The following is an 18,920-nucleotide window of genomic DNA, read 5'->3' on the forward strand; positions in this document are numbered from 1 at the left end:
GAGACTATAAATGTTCGTTGTTGATTTAACCTTTGATTGCTACCAAGACACCACTTTAGAGAAAGCCGAACAAGCTATTAATCGCTTGGTTAATGCGCTACGTTTTAATGGCCAAATAATGGGCGAAGAGTTTCCTACTGTTTTAAAAGATGGTTACTTTATTACCCGTGTTATGTGCCCAAACGAAGATGCTATGCACCCGCTTAACAATAGTCCATTTGTAAAACACAGCATTGAGCAATTGCACAGCGCTGGTTTACTTGCGCCAAAAGTAAAAATTATTGGTCAAGATATTCATTCTAATGGGTCTGATTGCTGCGCCGAGCCTTCTAGCTATATTTTATACACCACTTATGTGCATACTTGTAGCCCACTTTATTGTGGTGACGACTTTTTACCGGTACCGCTATTTCAGATCCCAGCAATTGCTAATGGTGATTATAAAACCTTAATTAAATGGCAGGAAGACTGGCAAGCCTGCGATCAAATTCAAATTAATGGCGCAACACGTTGTGAGTTTCCTGCTCTTGAAGAAATTTCGAGTATTAAAAGCGACTTATTCCGCCGCGGTAAAGACATTACTAAACGAATTAGCTTTTTAACTAAAAAACCTGTGTATTACTATATATACCGCGTAGGTGGCACCGATAAAACTTCTGAACTAGAGCGTAAATGCCCAAGCTGTAATGGCGATTGGAGGTTACCTGAATCCTGGTTTGGATTATTTGATTTTAGGTGTGAGCCCTGCGCCTTAGTGTCTAACATATCGTGGGACTTTCAATAAGTTAAAGATATTATTAATGTATTAGCTCGATATTAAAATTAATTCCGAGCTAATACTTTACACTAAATCGTTTTAAGGTAATTAACGCCTGTTTTAATTAAACCTCAAGCGCTTGCAAAAATTCTTCTATATTGGCAGCAAGCACATGATGCGTTTTTTTGCCTACGTACTCTAAGCACACTTCACCGCTGTGCAATAACACACTTACTAACAAATCATCTTGTGCTGTTAACCCTATAAATACTGTTTCAGGTTGTTTAAGTTTACGCTTCATTAAAACGTGGCCAGTTATATTTTGTTGCAATAAATCAAAGTCATCGCTATTCCATGCCTGTAACAATTCAACTTGGTGACCATCAATACTAGCTTGAATATTGCCACCATACATATGCCCATAAAGCGCATTTAAGCCACTTGGAAATGTAACATCCAACGCCTTAGCTAAATCATTAAGCGAGCCTGCAGGTTGCTGCAGCACAGCTTGCCACTGAATATTACCTTGTTGATCAACATTGCCTATTTCACATGGGCTTGGCCATTGCTCATCGTGCACCATAAGTGGATGTTTTTGCGTGTTTTTTAGGGTTTTGTCATTAAACCTTTGGTGTAGCTGGGTTAACTGCAATACAACAGACATACTATGAAACTCATTTAAATTAGATATAATGCCGCTATTGTAACTATTTAAGGGCAAACATGACAGATTACAGCAATTCTCCCGACCTTAAAGGCAGTGTGTTAGGCCAATCAACTGAATATATAGATCAATATACTCCAAGCTTACTTTTTCCAATTGCACGCAAGCTAAATAGAGATGCTTTAAATATTGACGAAGCCGCTTTACCATTCAAAGGCCAAGACATTTGGACTGGTTACGAGCTGTCGTGGTTAAACGCCAAAGGCAAGCCGCAAGTCGCTATCGCTGTATTTACTTTTGCCTGCCAAAGCAGTCACCTTGTTGAATCTAAATCGTTTAAACTGTATTTAAATAGCTTTAACCAAACTCGATTTAACAGCCGTGATGAAGTGAAACAGCATTTAGTTAAAGATCTAACCGCAGTGGTTAACAGCTTAGTACAGGTAACTTTATACAATGCAGATGAGTATAACTGCCTTCCTTACACCCCATTACCTGGTGAGTGTATTGATGATTTAGATATCGAAATTGATAACTACGATATTGACGCTCATTCTCTAAAATCGCAAAGCAATAAAACGGTAACCGAAACCCTGCATAGCCACTTACTTAAGTCTAACTGCTTAATTACCTCACAACCCGATTGGGCAAGTGTAATTATTCGTTATACAGGTGAGCAAATATGTAGAGAGTCGTTACTGCGCTACTTAATTTCGTTTAGAACCCATAATGAGTTTCATGAACAATGCGTGGAGCGTATTTATAGCGATTTAAGCACTCAGCTCAGCATTAAAAATCTTGAAGTTTATGCTCGCTATACGCGCCGTGGTGGCCTTGATATAAATCCGTATCGCTCAACTCATAATAACGACACGCCATTTGCAGTTAAAATTAACCGCCAATAAGTGTTTATTGTAATAAAAAAGGAGCCTAGGCTCCTTTTTTATTCACTACGTTTGGTGGGAATAGCCACAGCGCACACGTCTATATAATTAGCTGTATGTACAAACCAAGGCTCAGAGCGATTTTTTCTTGCCGCAATTAGGTTTTTAAATGCCTGTGAGTTTGTTTTCATCACTTTAAAAACACTTTTATCACTATTATTAATGTCTTCAAGTACTTGAATATCAGTTATTGGGTTAAATTCTTTATCATTGCGAGCGGTACGCTCTAAGCGGTTAACATGCTCTATACCCTCAAGTACGCGTCCAAATACAGTGGTGTTTTTATCTAAATAACGTGGCGCTTGCCCTATAGTGATAAAGAATTCGGTGCTTGCACTATTTATATCGTTATCTCGCGCCATTGCAAATATGCCACTGCAATGCACTTGCCAAGTTTGGGTTTGTAGTGCGTTTTGAGCAACCGCAAAACCATTTAAAAAACCAGTTATAGGTGCATAACCATCACCTTCAAGGGCTGTAATTGCCAACGGGTGTTTAGTAGTTAAATAAAACTCGGCCAAAAGTGATTTATTTGCAGTCTTAATAATCTTTTTAGCACTGCTAGCACCACCTTGAGCTACAAATCCCTCAACAAAGCGATAAACACTTGTTCCTTGATAAAAGCCTTCTCGCGCAAGTTTTTTAATGTTTTTTACATGCTTTGGAGCAAGCTGCGGATTAAGCTCAATATAAGTGGCGCCTGTGGGTAAGGTTATTTTTAAAATATTTTGTGGGTTAACCACTCGCCACTCGTCCTCGGCGGCTTTAGTAATAACGTCACTGGCAGTGTGCTTTATTTTAGGCTCACCTTGTTGCGTGGTAATGCTTTGTTTATATTGTCCAGCACAGCCGTTTAATAACATCGCAGCGGCCACTGTTAACAGGTACTTTTTCATAAATTAGCGCCTTATTATTATAGTTTTACATTAGGGTCTTATCCTTAAGCTTGGTTATTACTTGCTAACATCTGCTTTAACCTGTAGTTATTAGTCCCAATCAAACTTATAAAGTATATCTACGTTTTGATATAGCCCACTGGTTATTTCGATATAAAACTGCGAAAGCAGCTGATAACGTATTGCCACTTCACTAAGGGAGTCAAAAATACCAACACTGTATTTTACTTGTAAGCTCGGTGCCACATAGCCTGATATTTCTACTTTTGTTTGCTCACCACTGCCTTTAGAGGTAAGGCTAACATCCGACAAACCAAACGTTTCACCCACTTTAGAAACCAGCCCTTCACTGCGGCTAACCCCCTGCGAAAGTAACAACTGAGTGAGCATAGCATCGGTGGAGCTATCGCCCTCGCCTAGTGGTTGGCCATTGAGTAAATAGGCCAAAGCTTGTGCCTGATCCATCGCTGGCTCCGAAAACACTTTTAGCCTGGGTTGCTCTACATTACCTGTAAGCGTTACCCCAGCAATAACACCATTGGCGGTGTTTTCGGGATTACGAATGGCTTTAATATTTAAGTAAGGCTGCTCTATTGAGCCACTAAAGCCAACCTGGCCGGTACGAATTAACAAATCTTGGCCAAATGCTAAGTATGTACCGTTTACTAACTTAAGCTCGCCTGTGGCAATAATAGGAGTTCCTTGGCTCATTTTAATCGCCAAATCGCCTTCTACTTTAGATTCTAGACCGAATGATTCAATTTTCACGTCATTTTTTACAATCAGTTTTAAATCTATATCGTAATCAAATGGCACTTTTTTAGTCGCTTTGGTTTTTTGATCAACGATTATTTCGTCATCGCTAACTTGCACAGCGCCCTCTGGCAACTCTTCTATTTCAATTCGCCCATAAGGGACAATTACTTCACCCACAAGGTTTATTGCGTTGTTAGCCAAACCAATTTTTAAATCTGGAGATACTTTAAAAACGACTCCTTGCTGAGCACGTACATAAAATTGCTCACCTACTATTGCAACGTTAACGGCTGGTTGTTCACCTTGCCAATCTATGTCGCCATTTAATTTAATATTCCCGCCTTGGGGATCTGTTAAAAGGCCTTTAATTGTTGCTGTCGCTTTGTTAAATAAAATACTCACATTCGATTTTTCAAGTGCTATTGGTAGTTGTTCACCTTGTAAATTAATATCATCAATATTTACTTCACCTTCAAGGAGTGGCTCTTTTAATGTACCTGCTAATGCAATTTTACCGCTAATATTGCCTTTGAGCTGCTCAATAGTGTCTAAAAATGGCTGCAAGTTAGAAAATAATATTTTATCTATGTTTACATTACCGCTTAACGCTTGCGTGTTTTGTATGTCATCTACATTAATTTGGGTGGTAATTTCACCTAACACGCTAGAGTTTAAGTTAGCTGTTAATTTACCTGTTTGAGAATCAGTAAATGCATTCACACTAAGCGTTTCTATTGGTAAACGAAAGTTATCTTCTTCGGAATTGTATTTGGCTATTAAGTTATTTGAATTTAAAGAAGCGCGTAATGTTTTCAGCGCACTCGCTTGCCAGTTTGCAACAAATTCCCCTGTTAAAGCGCCTTCTGCACCAACATTATCAGGTAGTAAATGCTTTAGTTCCTCAAGTGCTAAATTGTTTAATTTAGCATTGAATTGACCTAACTGTTTATTTTGCGACAAAGTGTCGATACACAACTCACTTTGTGCAGATTGCCAGCAGTGCTTACTTACATCAAAATCGCCTGTTTGGGTGTTTACGTTAAGTGTAATTTTTTTACTGTTGTTAAAGCTTAGCTTTTTATCGCTTAACTGCACATTGCTCAATGCACCTTGCCAAATCGCATTGGTAAGTTGACCATTAACTTCAAACTCAACTGCACCTTGTTGCGCATCAACAGATGCGGTAAGTTGATGATCTTTTTTATCCCCTGTTGCATCTATTTTTACACTGTTAATTTGTTGCTCAGCAACTAAAGCCGAACCAACATCTATTGCAATATTAGTTTGCCAATCGGCCGCTGTATCAAGATCAGCTTTAACAGATAACTTACTTATGTTTATTTCATCAAAAATAAAGCGATCTAGCATTAATGCTAAGTCAACCGACGGTGTTAACCTTTGACCTCTAAGGGCTATATTGGCCTTACCATCTGCAATAAATGGCATATTAGCCTGCCCATCACTTTGTAGCGTTATATTGCCATCTACTAACCATTTGCTATCTATTTGGCCATTGAGTTCTAATTTATTTTTACCACTGCTTAAATAAAAACTATCAATATTAGCTTTTAATGCATTATCTAGCCTAAAGTTTGCGGCAAACTCTAATGGCACGTCGTTAAGTGTGCCGGTGAGTTTGGTATTATTCATTTTCAGTTGCCAAGTATCCGTTTGTGCATTAAATGAGCCTTTAAACTGCCCAGAAATATCACTCGTTACTGCATCTGTTAAGTATTGCGCTTTTAAATGCGATAGCGTCCCTGCAAAATCTGCTTTTATACCTTGTTGCCAGTTAACATTGGCATTTATTTTTGCAGTGCTGTCGTTGGCCTTAACCGACAATGTAGAAAGCTGTGCATGGGTAAGCGTGCCCGTTAATTGTGTGTTTAAATCAACGGCTGGGTACGCGCCTAACTGGCTCGTTGCAGTTAAACTAAGTTGATAGTCATCTGCGTTGCCCTGCGCACTTAAGTTAACCTTACGTAGCGTTAACTGCTCGCTTTGTGCGTCGATCAGCCACTGGTTTATTTTGCCTTTAACTGTAAATGGGTAGTTTGTTTGCTTTAAATTAGCATTGGCATTTAAACTAAGCGGAAATTGCCCTGTGGTTTCTAAATCAACATTTAAATTTGCCAAGTCGCCACTGAGTGATAAGTCAGCTTGGTGTTGCGGGCTTTTTAATACAATATGACCTTTTAGCGGCATATTACCTGCAAGCTCTGTGTTAAGTTGTGTATTTAATTGCCACTGCTGATAACGAGCCGCTAAAGAATATAAATTTATTTTGGCATCTTCTACAGTCATTTGCAGTGCTATATTTTCTATCTCATAGTCTTGCTCGCCCTGCTGTATAGCCACTTTATCAATATCAAACTGCTCAATGGTTATATCCAGTGGTGAAGTAAATTCGATATTAGGCAGTGCAGGAAGCTGCGTAATTGCCGTTGATGCTGTTTGTGATTGCTGGGATTGGGCTTGCTCTTTTAGCGTAACCAGTATTTTAGGTATGTTTAAGCTTTTTACTACAAGCTCTGATCCCATCGCTTTTGCCGATAACTTAAAGTTATCAACACGCACGTTGGCGCTTGGATGTTCTAAAGTAAATACTTTTACAGCTATATTTTTAACAGCGATATTAAAAGGTAAGGTAATTTTAGTTAGTGGCTCAGATGGCTCTTCTGCAACTGCTTCAGTTGATTGCTCCAAAGTTAAGGCCATTGTATTAGCACTTAAATTATCAATGCAAATGCCGTCGCACTGCCACCAAAATAAATTAAGCTTTAGTTGCTGGGCATTAAAATCTACCCCGTTATTGTTATACCTAACATTAAATACATCGTTATATAAAAACCGGCCGTTTTTAATGTCAATATTTAAACCATCAACCAACTTGTTTGCACTATAAGCAATAAATTGATTACCGGGTGCAGTAAATAATATACAAAATACGGTTATTAGCAGTATGACTAAAACAGCACTGACACTTGCAGTTATTTTTTTAAATACAGTCATTAAATTTCAGGCCCTATAGTAATACTCAAACGGGTGCTTTTACTTTCTTTGGTAAGTCCCCAAGCGTGGTCAATTCTAACCGGACCTACAGGTGTTAAATAACGAAAACCAAACCCAGCACCTACTTCAAATCTATCCGAAAAATCATTGGTTGCAGTACCTCCATCTACAAATAAAGCAACCCGCCAATTTTGCGCAAACTGATAGTTGTATTCTGCAGTACCAGAGACTAAGTACTTACCCCCTATTAGCTGCCCTTCATCGTTTTCGGGTGAAATTGATTGATACGCAAAACCACGCACACTTTGATCGCCACCAGCAAAAAAGCGCAGTGAATACGGCACATTAGCTATATTATCGACCAACATGGCACCTAGGTTCGCTTTTAAAAACACTAAATGGCGGTCTAAATAAGTTCTCAGCCAAGCGTTTTGTAACTGCACGCGGATCAAATTAGTACTAGAGAGTACATCTTCTACGCCAAACTCTGCAGATATTAACCACTGTTCGCCCCAATAAGGGGTTGTTCCCCCTTTTGATTTTTTACGTGCATAACTAATACCTGGCATTAACATTTCACTGCTTTCTTCTTCGTCGTCACCTATTCTATATGTTTCATGGTCGCGGCGTATAAAAGCGGTACGCACCCAGTTATTATCAGTTAACCATTGGCGTTGTACTTGCCCGGTAAGTATTTCACTATAAATATTATTAGCTAATTCATCCTCAAGTTTATAACCAACCGAAAAACGCCATAAATCGTCATTAGGATCATCCTCTGGGATTGTATAAGCCATTGAAATATCTTGTTGTCGCTCAGACACATTTAAGTTACTTTCTAGGTAATGGCCATCTTGCGTTATCCATGGTTTACTCCATTTAAAGCGCACTTTGGGGCCTAAGTCGGTACTAAAGCCACCACCCACTTCATAGCTATTTGCAGGTTTATGTAATACATCTACTTTTATAGGTACTTGGTTATTTTTACGTTCGGTTATATCTGCATATACTCGTACACTAGTAAAATAAGGAGTGCTTGATAAATCAAGATTATAATCGGCTATGTGGGTCGATTTATAAGGCTGCCCTTTGGCAAAAGGCGCTAAAGAACGAATATACTTTTCAGCAGGGGTATCGCTAGCAATTACAATATCGCCAAACTGATAACGCCCCCCAGTTTCAATAATAAAAGTAACTTCTGCGCTATGTTTCCCCAAAGATACTTCTAGTTTACGCGCAGGCCATTTAGCGTCAAAATAACCTAGCTCTAACAGCATTGATTCTATTTTTTTATGCGCGCTGTCATAATGTCCGTGGTTTAAAATATCTCCCTGCTTTAGGGTAATATTATTAATTACTGCCAATAAAGCGGGGTCCTGCTTGCCAGCCCCCTTTACACTAATATTTATTGCAGCGATGCGAGTAGCTGGCCCTCGCTCAACTCTAACCACCAAATCACGCTCATCTTTATCAAAGTTAACCTCTACTTTAGGGCTGTAATACCCTAATGCTTTAATACTATTCTCGACTTGTTTTTTTGCATAGCGGCGCAGGGTCAAGGTCGGCTTTTCACCTATAAGTTGTTTTAAATAAAGCGCAACATTTTTTTCTAAATCGTCATTTATCCCTTTAATCTCATAATCTTCTATTACATTTTCAGAGGCAACAGACTGAGCACTCAGAAGAATGCAAAAAATAAACATGTAACGCAAAAACTGATTAAACAAGTAAATATCCTTACCTTTAATTCTTAAAATATAACGATGCATCAACTCTATAATATCATAGCCGTAATGAGCCTTACATTAACTTAATAGCTACCCAGTGACATAATATGCAATCTATAATATTAAAATTAGTACGCTTTAAGCGTTTATTTTGGTTACAATAGCCCTAACAAGTACACAATAATTTTAATGAGTTTTTTAATGCAATTTCCTGATGACGAAAATGGCCAACTTTTAGCTGAAATAGCCGCCGCTGGTATTGATTTAAGTAAAATGCACCAAGTCGATTTTTATATTTTATTTGAGCAACAAAGCGATGCAGAAAAGTTTGCCAAAGAAGTAGTAGCCGATACATTAGTACAGCATGCTGAACTCGAAAAATGCCAAGACACTGGCGTATGGGAAGTAATTACTCAAGTACAAATGGTTCCTGAGCACACTCTATTAGGCCAAGCTGAGCAATACATTGAAAGCATAGCTAATAACTTTAACGGTTACGGCGATGGTTGGGGATTAATGGACGCAGAAGAAGCTTAATCTGCATTCCCATACTAAATTATAAATCAGTTAAACCTAAGGGTTTAACTGATTAGCTTTTCTAAAACTGCCTTTATAATCAAACAGCTTATCTGCTACCTTCCAACCATATTTTTTACTTTTACGCGCAATTACAAAGTCGGGCGCAATTAAATCTAACTGTGCGTTAATTACCTGCTCTGCCGTTTTAAATTTTACGGGCGCTTGCCCTTGGTCTACCCGCTTACCAAATTGCCGATTAAAAATATACGCCGCCCCTTTATTTGCAATATCGTAAACTTCGTCGCAACTTGCACCGTCTTCGTCAAAATACGTTACTTTAATCATCTCATTTTTAAGCTGCGTTACACTTAAACCACTACAGCGAAGTACGAGTGCATCTTTTAAATTTAAAGCATTGCGTAATTTATCATCAGGGTCGGCCATTACCGCACCGCAATCATGGCATTTACGTGCGGCTATATCGTTTTGTGCACCACATTCATCACACTCTTTAAAGCGAAAACGATAATCGCACTGCTCTTTATTACCTTCATCATCTTCTAGCAAGCCCTTACAGCGCCTACCAAAGTGTTCAATAACCTTTCCTGTAGAGTCAGTTTTACCCCAATAAATATTAGCAAAGCCACAGCCAGGACAAAGCACTTGTACCGGCTCGTTATCGCTATCGCCTTTTTTATCGCCAACCTCAGGGTGAAACAAATCAAAACCATTTCCGGCATAATCGATCACCAAACAATCTGTTTTTGACTCGGCTAATCTAAGTCCTCTGCCGACAATTTGTTGATATAAACTCACCGACTCAGTAGGGCGTAAAATAGCAATAAAATCAACATGAGGTGCATCAAACCCTGTGGTTAACACCGATATATTAACCAGGTATTTTAATTGCTTGGCCTTAAATTGTTTAATTATTTTATCGCGTTCGCTATTAGGTGTGTCACCTGTAATTAAGGCGCTTTGCTGATGAGGTAAATAGCTTAAAATTTCTTGTGCGTGCATAACCGTAGCGGCAAAAATCATAATACCTTGGCGGTTTTCACTATATTGTATTACTTGTTGTAAAATGGCCTGCGTTGCGCGTGCGCTGTTTTTTAATAACGCATTCATATCCTCATTAGTATAACGGCCAAATGCGTCACTGGTTAACGCCGAAAAGTCGTAATGACTAATCGCCGCATCCACTTCGTTAGGCGGCGTTAAATAGTTATGTTTGATCATATAGCGCAGCGGTAATTCAAAAATACAGCTTTTAAATGGGCTGTCTTTATTGCCCCGCACAAAACCATGATAGTGATGATGATAAATCCACCCCATACCTAACCGATAAGGCGTTGCCGTTAACCCTAATACTTTTAATTGTGGGTTATGCGCTTGCAAGGCATTAATAACTTTACCGTATTGGCTTTTTTTATCGCCATTAACTCTATGGCACTCATCAATAATTAACAGTGAATAATGCTCATTAAGCTGATCTAAATTACGCGATAGCGACTGCACACTAGCAAAAGTAACCTGATGGTTTAACGATTTTTCTTTTAATCCTGCCGAAAATATACTCGCCTCAAGCCCAAAGCTTTTATATTTTTGTGAGTTTTGCTCTACTAATTCTTTAACATGCGCCAGTACTAATATTTTTTGTTTAGCTATACGCGCAAGCTCAGCAATTACCAAACTTTTACCCGCACCAGTAGGTAATACTATCACTGCGGGATCATTGGTTTTTCTAAAGTGTAAAACGGTACGTTCAACCGCCTCGATCTGATAAGGTCTTAGGGTGTAGGTCATGAGTTATAAAAGGTCTCAATGAGGTTAGCGATTAGATGTTGAACAACAAACTCTTTTTAATATTAGCTCTATAAAATTTTAATTTTCATATGGAACAACCGTTTTACTCAGTGAAATGTAAACCCTGAAGACTATATTATTTATAAATATAAAAAAATACCCATAATCAAAATGATTATGGGTATTTTATAGATTACTGCACCAATTAGTAGTTCTTAAATACTCTATTAATATAGGTTTTTATACACTATAAATTATATTTAGAACTTGTAAGTAGCTTGAAGATAAGCAAATCTGCCAATATTATCGTATATTGCTGAACCTGCTCCAGTGCCTGTTGTGCTCCCAGGTAATTGACGATTAAATAGGTTATCAACGCCTACTTTAAAGCCAACGCCACTATCAAAGTTATAACCAACTGATGCGTCTGTTATAAAGTATGAGCCGTAACGCATTTGGTTTGAAGGGTTTGGATTTCTTTCTAATTCTTTATGATCGTATAGCTCAACACCATTAATAAAGCGAGTGCTAAAGCCTATAGCGAGGTTCTCATAAGTATAATTAACAGAAATATTGCCCTGCCATGTTTCATCGCCTAATACACCTTCAGAATCAGTGTAGTTTTCTGGTTCTGCAGAGAAAGGATAATCTTTTGATTCAATCAAATAAGTACCAATAAAACTAGTATCGAAACTACCACCTAAAGCATCAAAATCATAACCAACCTCAAAATCTACACCAGAGTTAGTGCTGCGTGCGATATTAAGTGCAAAACCTTTTAGTAAGGTAATCTCGCTGGTATTTGGGTCGCGAGTTATTAAGCCACAAAACTGATTGTCAATGCCTGTAGGTGAGTCTACACAACGATCAATAATTGTTTGAAAACCAATGCCGCTTATTGTGTCATCAATATCTATTTCCCAGTAATCGGCTGTAACGCTAAACCCTTCTAACCACTCTGGTTGATATACAATACCTGCAGTAATTGATCTAGACTCTTCAGGTTGAAGATCCGGATTACCGCCGACTAAAGTCTCAAGGGTTGCACTATCATAATTAGAGTCAAATCCTGCAGGAACACCCAAGGCTGCACAGTTAGCTGCACGTATTGCGCGACCACCGGCACTTAATTGATCCAGCTCAGATACTTTACAGCTATCATCTACACTCGCAAATGACTGACTTTGTCCTGAAAATAACTCATCTATATTAGGGGCACGCATCGCTTCAGATAAGGTAAAACGAGCACGTAACTCAGGGGTTATAGTCCAGTCAAGACCTAATTTCCAGCTGGTTGCATCACCAATTGTTGAATAATCAGCATAGCGAACTGCAGTGTCAAAAACTAAAGTGTCAATCAAAAATACATCTTCAATTAAAGGTACCGATAATTCAAAAAAGGCTTCGGTTACATCATAGCCACCATCAGTCTCACCTAAGGCATTGAAGAACGTCGCACCTGTTTTAGCAAAAGCATCTTCAATCGTTACACTGCTCTCATCGCGATACTCAACACCACCGGCAAAACCAACCATTCCAGCTGGCAGCTCAAAAATAGCTGAGTTGCTAAATGTTGCATTAAATACTGTTTGCTTAATTTCAGATGTACCTGTTGATGTTGTTGTTACATAATCAATCGCTTCTTGGCTAATTGCACCATCACCCATTATGTTTGCGGCTACACATCCATTCGCTCTTGCATCTGCATCACGACAAACAATATCGCCATTTCCATCAAAAATTGCATCGATTGCATTTGCATAATTAGCCATAATTACGTTTGCACCATTGATACGTTCTATCTCTGATTTACCGTGTACTAAAGAAAGATCCATTGACCAGTCATCACTGATATTACCTTGGATCCCGGCGACGAAACGCGTTGTTTCACGTGTATTCTCCTCAAGACGGCGGCCAACATCGTTATACATTTTATTAACGCCAATAACAGACAAGCCTTTTTCGTCCATCATTGCAGCGGTATCTGGAGTTAGAAAAGCATTGTCACGCTTAATTAAATTTGCGCCACTGTAAAAGCGAAAGAAAGGTTGGCCTATGTTCTCGCCTTCCGTTTTTGAATATTTCGCTTGAAAATATGCATTTAACTCATCTGTTACATCATAGTTTGTTTTAAAGTTAAAGTTTACACGATCGAACTTAGGTTGAATTTCTGAATATTGGCGTAAGTTAATAAAATCACAACCAGGGCTGGCACAGTAATTACCATCATCAATAGCGCCAGTGTATACATCACCCAAAGTGCTATCGCCATTAAACTTACCTAAAATACCACCCGTATTTGGATCCCAAACCGTACCCGCATTCGAAATTAAGTAATAACCCGCATTAGGAACTACAATTTTATCCGGATAAGCTTCACTATCAATTTGACCATCTGGTCGCGCTTGACCTGTTACAACTTCATACGGCATAGACGAATATGATGTTGCTGTCCAAGGGTTATCTAGCGAGTTTAAAGAGTTTTGTGAATTGTATTCTACTGAAAATGCGGCATTACCACGACCTTCAGCAAAATCCTGACCATAAGATAAAGTATACTTTTCATTTTGATAAGAGCTATTATCGGCAAAACCTTTCGTTGCCGAAACATTGAAGCCCGTTATATCTTTTTTAAGAATAAAGTTAACCACACCTGTCACCGCATCTGCGCCGTATACAGCTGATGCGCCACCAGTGATAATCTCAACTTTTTCAATCCAAGCGCTTGGAATAGTATTAGTATCTACTGAAGAAGTACCTGGAGCACTAGCAACGTGACGTTTACCATCGACTAAAACCAGTGTCCGCTCACTGCCCATTCCACGTAAATCTAATAAACTGATACCGGCCGTACCAATAAAACGACCTGAGTTTGCAAGTGAATACGTAGTAGCTAATGCGGGTAGTTTATTAAGTACTTCACCGATATTCATAGCCCCAGTGTTTACTAAATCGTCCCCACTAATAACTGTCACTGGTGATGGTGATATAGCTCCTTCACGTAATATACGCGAACCTGTAACTTCTATCCGTTCTACTTTTTCTGCGCCTTCTTGAGCAGCAATTGTACTTGCTGAAAATGCAGCTGTTGATGCTGCACCAAAAGCAATCGCTAAGCGAACAGCTTTTGAAACTTTAGTATTTAACATTTTATTGTCCCTATAGTTTTATTTTTATCATTGTTTTATGAAAAATAAAGCTACGTTATCTGCATAGCATCTATTTTCAAATTAAAGAGTATTACTAAGGACACCATCAGGTCAACACCTAGTTAACATAAAACAGCCCTTGTTTACATATATTTACAAAGCACATGTATTCATATAAACACAATGAATAATATCTGATAAACAATTTACCGCACTTATTGTGGGTACTATTGTTTATCTATAATTGAGTTTTTAGGGGTATATGAATTAACTGATAAAAATCAGATTTTCATATTTGGCGGGGCATAGAGCAAAAATAAAGGTATAGAAGTAAAGTTAATATTACTTATAATTAATCTCTGTATTATGTTTGGTTTAGTAATTATTAAGCTAGCTTTTACATTAAAATTGAAAAACAGCCCATACTAAAGCAGTAACATATTACTAACTAAATAGAACAATTGAGTTTAACTGCACAAAAGCGTAATAGTAGCTGCTACATATCTACAAAGTCACTTAGCGGATTAATAACTTTAAAGCTTATATAAAATAAGCAGAGGGGCAGAGGTTTATATGCCTCAAGTCAGAAAGATAACTATTCAAAACAGACCGCTACAGTATTAATAGCCTGCAGGGCTGTTGCGTTATTAATGAGGGGATTATTGGTTATAATAAGCAGATAGTAATTTACAATTCTTTTTTACTTAATTTAAACAGCAATGAAGAACTACATAGCTATTTATTATTGTACTAATTTACACTTTTAAATTAGTACAATACATTCAATGTTAAATTTACTTTCGTGCTTTTATAACCCAACAAAAAATACCTGCGTCTATTTTCATAACATCGAACTCGTAGCTGGACCAATTATCTTGCAGAAGGGTTTTTATATACTCAACATCTGAGTTTGACCACGATGCGGCTTGTTGATCTTGTAAGCGAAGCTGAAAAGAATATAAGTTATCACGGAGTTCTTCTACTCTTTTACTGTCTGTTTGCGGCCAATCAATGATCGCTGGAAGTAGCTCTTTTACTAATAAATTAAACCAGTCTAACTCATCTTCACTGTTGCATTTACTCTGCTGATATTTTACTTGCTGTAACAGGTCTACATTTTTTTGCTTAAATTGAACTTGTTGCTCAGCAGTCGGCTCTACCTTATTTGTAATAGACTGACAAAAATCAGCGAAGTCTTGAAGTTGCAATAACAAACCATTGTCTTTACTTAAGTCTTTGAGTACTTTTAACCCAATTTTACAATCTGTAGAAATAAATGAATATTGATGATGTACTAACGCAATAAATTCACCATTAGGTTTTAATGCCTTATTTACCGCTAAAAGAGCGGCGGCGGGCTCTGCATACTCAAAACCAAATTGACTTATAACACTATCAAATTGAACGTTCTCAAACGCTAAGGTTTCAGAGGGCATATTGCCATAAAAATGTATTTTTTCGAGGTGTTTGTAATTAGGATCTGAGGGGGCATGTTGAGATAATGGTGCTATGTTTGCCGCGTCTGATGCATAAACATCAAAACTTGCATTAAATTGCTGCGCTAAAACAGCCAGTCCACCATTCCCGGTAGCTAGGTCTAAAATTGTAGTTGGTTCAGGTAGTGATTTAAAAATAGTTTGCCAAAAACTGGCGACAATGCCTTTATAACCTTGGCTGTGCTCCCCTTCAGCAAAACTATTAAGTGATTTGGTCCTTGACCAGTATGAATTCCAATGTTGCATTTTTTACCCATAAAAAAAGGTGGGTTTAAAACCCACCTTTTTATTTAACTTATTTTATAAATTAAAACGATTGTGAGAAACGTAAGTACGTAACACGACCGTAAGCATCATAAAGGTCGAAGTTATAGTTACGACCACCGAAGCTGCTTAACTGTGGCTCTTTCTCAAAAGCATTTTGCATACCAACAGAAACCTTAGTGCCTGTAGGGAAGCTATACGATGCTTGTAAATCATGTGTGATCCACGTTGCAATGTTACCTGTACGTTCAACACCACCACCAGCTACTTGCGTTACATCTTCATACTGAGAACCAATCATATTGATGTTCCAAGTAAAGTCAAAGTCTTGTATTGCATAGCTGTTTGACAATGAAGCACGTTGCTGTGGTTCACCTGCATCTTTAAGTGTATTACGACCACCATCAATTTTACTTTCAAACTGATGACTAAATTGTAATGTTTGCTTTAATGTACCCGCTGCATCAAAGTCAAACGTTGTATTTAAATTTACATCTAAACCACTAACTTCCCATTTACCTTCGTTAGCATAACCCTGAGTGATTAGCTCAATACCACCATTACTGAAACGCTCTACACCTAAACCGGCAGGAATTGGGTCACCGGTTTGTTCACGAGTCAAAATAGTAGTAGCACCAAAGAAACGGATCATGTTAGAGATTTCAATCTCATAATAATCAGCAGAAAAGTTTAACCAATCTGTTGGTTGGTAAGCTAAACCTAATGAAATTTGCTCTGATGATTCAGAACCAATTTCAGAGTTAGCCAAAGTAATCGCACTTACTTGCACGTCACAATCTGCTGGTTCTCCGAAATTAAGACATGACGGAGCATCTGATACACTTGGGTTATCTGGAGCTGGCTTAGCTGTAAGGATATCCAATGTAGGTGCGCGGAAACCTTCACCATATGATGCACGCAATACTAAGCCATCCATAGGTTCATATCTAACAGACACTTTAGGAGAGAAATCTGAACCATAGTCAGAGTACTCATCGTAACGACCTGCTAGTGTAAACTCTAGGCCTTCCATAACTGGGAATAATGCTTCAAAGAAAGCACTTTTCAAGTTACGGCCGCCGCCTGCACTATTACCTGCAGAACCACCTACTTGACCAGCTTCTGATAATGCATCGTATGTGTCAGAGTAATCTTCTTTACGGTATTCAGCACCTACAATCGCTTGTAATGCGCCGCCACCCATTTCCATTACGTCAAATGCAGCAGAGCCAAACACTTCTTCTTGCTGGAAAGTACCAATACGCGATGTAGTTACGTTTAAGCCACTTAGTAATTTAGAATAGTTATTACGGTCTGCATCAGTAGTAAAACGAGTGCCAAATGGGTCGTTTAGCATATATTCGCCACTATCCATAGCTGCGCGAGCATTACTACCCATTAAGTAGTTACGACCTATTTCATAGGTTTTTGTTTGGTTTTTACGTACACCAAAATCAACTGCTACTGCGCCAATTTGACCTTCAACACTAATCATAAAGTCTGTAGACCAGTTGTCAACTTCACTATCACGGTTACCTAATGCAGCAAAACGATGACGAATATTAACTAATTCATCTGGGCCTGGCTCTTTGCCATCAGCAATTGCATCTGCGCGAGCTTGCTCACGCTTAGCTACCATGTAATTAGCAAACTCTGCATCATAAAATGGGCTGTTAACATTAATTGGGTTATTAGGACTGTTATCAGATAAGAAAGCCGCATCGCCAGCATCGTTTAAAGATGGCGCATAACGACCAAAAGACTTAGTTTTTGATACTAGAGTATGCGATAAGATTCTCCAGTCATCATTAATATCATAATTGGCTTTTAAGAACGCTGATGTGTTTGATGTAGAAGCTTCGTTAGCATTCGTTGCATTAAAGTTATATCCACAGTTACCAGCAGAGCCAAAACTAAAGTTTTCTAAACTATCACATTCAGCTTGTGAAATAATAGATTTATAACCATTTTCTTTCTTTACGTTAACACCGAAGCTAGAGGCGCCTGGTTGTACCCATGGGTACGCATTTTCATAAATAATGTCACGGCTGTTCCAAGAAACACCACCAATTACAGAAGAGTTATCGCTTGAAGCACCAAATACTACAGAGCCTTCTTCACGGTCACCACCGTCTTCTGGTAAGCTTACTTCTGAAGCACCGATACGCATTTCAATACCGTTAAAATCTTTTCTGGTAATAATGTTAACTACACCAGCGATAGCGTCAGAACCATATACTGCTGAAGCACCATCAGATAAAATTTCAATACGCTCAACCGCCGCCATTGGAATTGAGTTCAAATCTTGTGAGTTACCAGTTGAAGGTGACTTAGGTAAGCGACGACCATCAACCAAAATTAGTGAGCGTGAAGCACCTAAACCACGTAAGTTAATTTGCGAAATACCTTGCGCAGAACTACCAGACTGTGGACGAAATGAACCCGCCGAGTTAAAACTTGTATTACGTAATAAGTCTGAAACAGAAGTTTGTCCTGAAAAATCAATCGCAGCACGATCGATAACAGTTACAGGTATAGCACCCTCTAAGTCAGTTCTTTTAATACGTGAACCAGTAACAGCAATACGCTCTACTTTCTCTATGCCTTCTTCAGCAGCAATTGAGCTTGCTGAAAATACAGCTGTTGAAGCTGCACCAAAAGCGATCGCTAAGCGAACAGCTTTTGAAACTTGATTATTTAACATTTGATTCTCCCAAGAATACTATTTTATTTTTTTATATTTAATCATCTGATTACGAATAAACAATGATTATGTAACCAATGATAATACTATGAGAACAGAAAGGTCAACATAAAATTAACTTTAAGTGACCTGTCGTTATCATATATCACACTTTATCACCGTTATTAGTACTGGCCGTTTACAAAAAGCCTATTAGTAAGTTCGCTGCAAATTAAAAAATGAAAAT

General features: G+C 38.3%; 11 protein-coding genes. 3 read left to right on the forward strand and 8 right to left on the reverse strand.

What is annotated here, in order from left to right; translation table 11 throughout:
- The first annotated feature begins 10 nt into the window (after positions 1 to 10).
- Entirely contained in the window at positions 11 to 784 is a 774-nt protein-coding gene (locus tag J5X91_RS07885; protein ID WP_208834361.1) for a Zn-ribbon-containing protein, read from the forward strand.
- Positions 785 to 881: 97 nt separating this feature from the next.
- On the opposite strand, the gene syd is transcribed toward J5X91_RS07885, so the two are convergent.
- Positions 882 to 1,421 (reverse strand): SecY-interacting protein, encoded by a 540-nt coding sequence (gene syd / locus J5X91_RS07890; protein ID WP_089368970.1) that lies wholly within the window; start codon positions 1,419 to 1,421, stop codon positions 882 to 884.
- A gap of 59 nt (positions 1,422 to 1,480) precedes the next feature.
- Between syd and queF the strand changes: the two genes are divergently transcribed.
- Positions 1,481 to 2,326: an NADPH-dependent 7-cyano-7-deazaguanine reductase QueF gene (gene queF / locus J5X91_RS07895; protein ID WP_011328638.1), complete on the forward strand. Its 846-nt coding sequence runs from the start codon at positions 1,481 to 1,483 to the stop codon at positions 2,324 to 2,326.
- A 38-nt stretch (positions 2,327 to 2,364) separates the two neighbouring features.
- Here the strand turns inward: queF and J5X91_RS07900 are convergent, their stop codons facing one another.
- The 3 genes from J5X91_RS07900 to J5X91_RS07910 all read right to left on the reverse strand — a co-directional run bounded on the left by J5X91_RS07900 (position 2,365) and on the right by J5X91_RS07910 (position 8,756).
- Positions 2,365 to 3,261, reverse strand: coding sequence for a peptidylprolyl isomerase (locus J5X91_RS07900; protein WP_208834362.1), 897 nt, complete (start codon positions 3,259 to 3,261; stop codon positions 2,365 to 2,367).
- Positions 3,262 to 3,351: 90 nt separating this feature from the next.
- Positions 3,352 to 7,029 (reverse strand): translocation/assembly module TamB domain-containing protein, encoded by a 3,678-nt coding sequence (locus J5X91_RS07905; RefSeq protein WP_208834363.1) that lies wholly within the window; start codon positions 7,027 to 7,029, stop codon positions 3,352 to 3,354.
- Positions 7,029 to 8,756, reverse strand: a complete 1,728-nt coding sequence (locus J5X91_RS07910; RefSeq protein ID WP_197108290.1) for an autotransporter assembly complex family protein — start codon at positions 8,754 to 8,756, stop codon at positions 7,029 to 7,031. Before J5X91_RS07910 ends, J5X91_RS07905 begins: the two co-directional genes overlap by 1 nt.
- A 201-nt stretch (positions 8,757 to 8,957) precedes the next feature.
- On the opposite strand from J5X91_RS07910, the gene J5X91_RS07915 reads away from it, so the two are divergent.
- Positions 8,958 to 9,293 (forward strand): ribonuclease E inhibitor RraB, encoded by a 336-nt coding sequence (locus J5X91_RS07915; RefSeq protein WP_011328642.1) that lies wholly within the window; start codon positions 8,958 to 8,960, stop codon positions 9,291 to 9,293.
- A 36-nt stretch (positions 9,294 to 9,329) separates the two neighbouring features.
- Here J5X91_RS07915 and J5X91_RS07920 read toward each other — a convergent pair whose 3' ends face one another.
- From J5X91_RS07920 to J5X91_RS07935, 4 genes are all read right to left on the reverse strand, one after another.
- Positions 9,330 to 11,081 (reverse strand): DEAD/DEAH box helicase, encoded by a 1,752-nt coding sequence (locus J5X91_RS07920; protein ID WP_208834364.1) that lies wholly within the window; start codon positions 11,079 to 11,081, stop codon positions 9,330 to 9,332.
- Between the two features lie 260 nt (positions 11,082 to 11,341).
- Positions 11,342 to 14,230 carry a TonB-dependent receptor gene (locus tag J5X91_RS07925; RefSeq protein WP_192531559.1) on the reverse strand — a complete coding sequence of 963 codons (2,889 nt, stop codon included), beginning with the start codon at positions 14,228 to 14,230 and terminating at the stop codon, positions 11,342 to 11,344.
- 794 nt (positions 14,231 to 15,024) lie between these two features.
- Positions 15,025 to 15,972 (reverse strand): class I SAM-dependent methyltransferase, encoded by a 948-nt coding sequence (locus J5X91_RS07930; RefSeq protein ID WP_208834365.1) that lies wholly within the window; start codon positions 15,970 to 15,972, stop codon positions 15,025 to 15,027.
- Between the two features lie 61 nt (positions 15,973 to 16,033).
- On the reverse strand, positions 16,034 to 18,694 hold the full coding sequence (locus tag J5X91_RS07935; RefSeq protein WP_208834366.1) for a TonB-dependent receptor: 2,661 nt from the start codon (positions 18,692 to 18,694) through the stop codon (positions 16,034 to 16,036).
- Positions 18,695 to 18,920 lie beyond the last annotated feature (226 nt).

It is taken from the genome of Pseudoalteromonas sp. K222D (assembly GCF_017653575.1).
GTDB classification, from domain to species: domain Bacteria; phylum Pseudomonadota; class Gammaproteobacteria; order Enterobacterales; family Alteromonadaceae; genus Pseudoalteromonas; species Pseudoalteromonas nigrifaciens.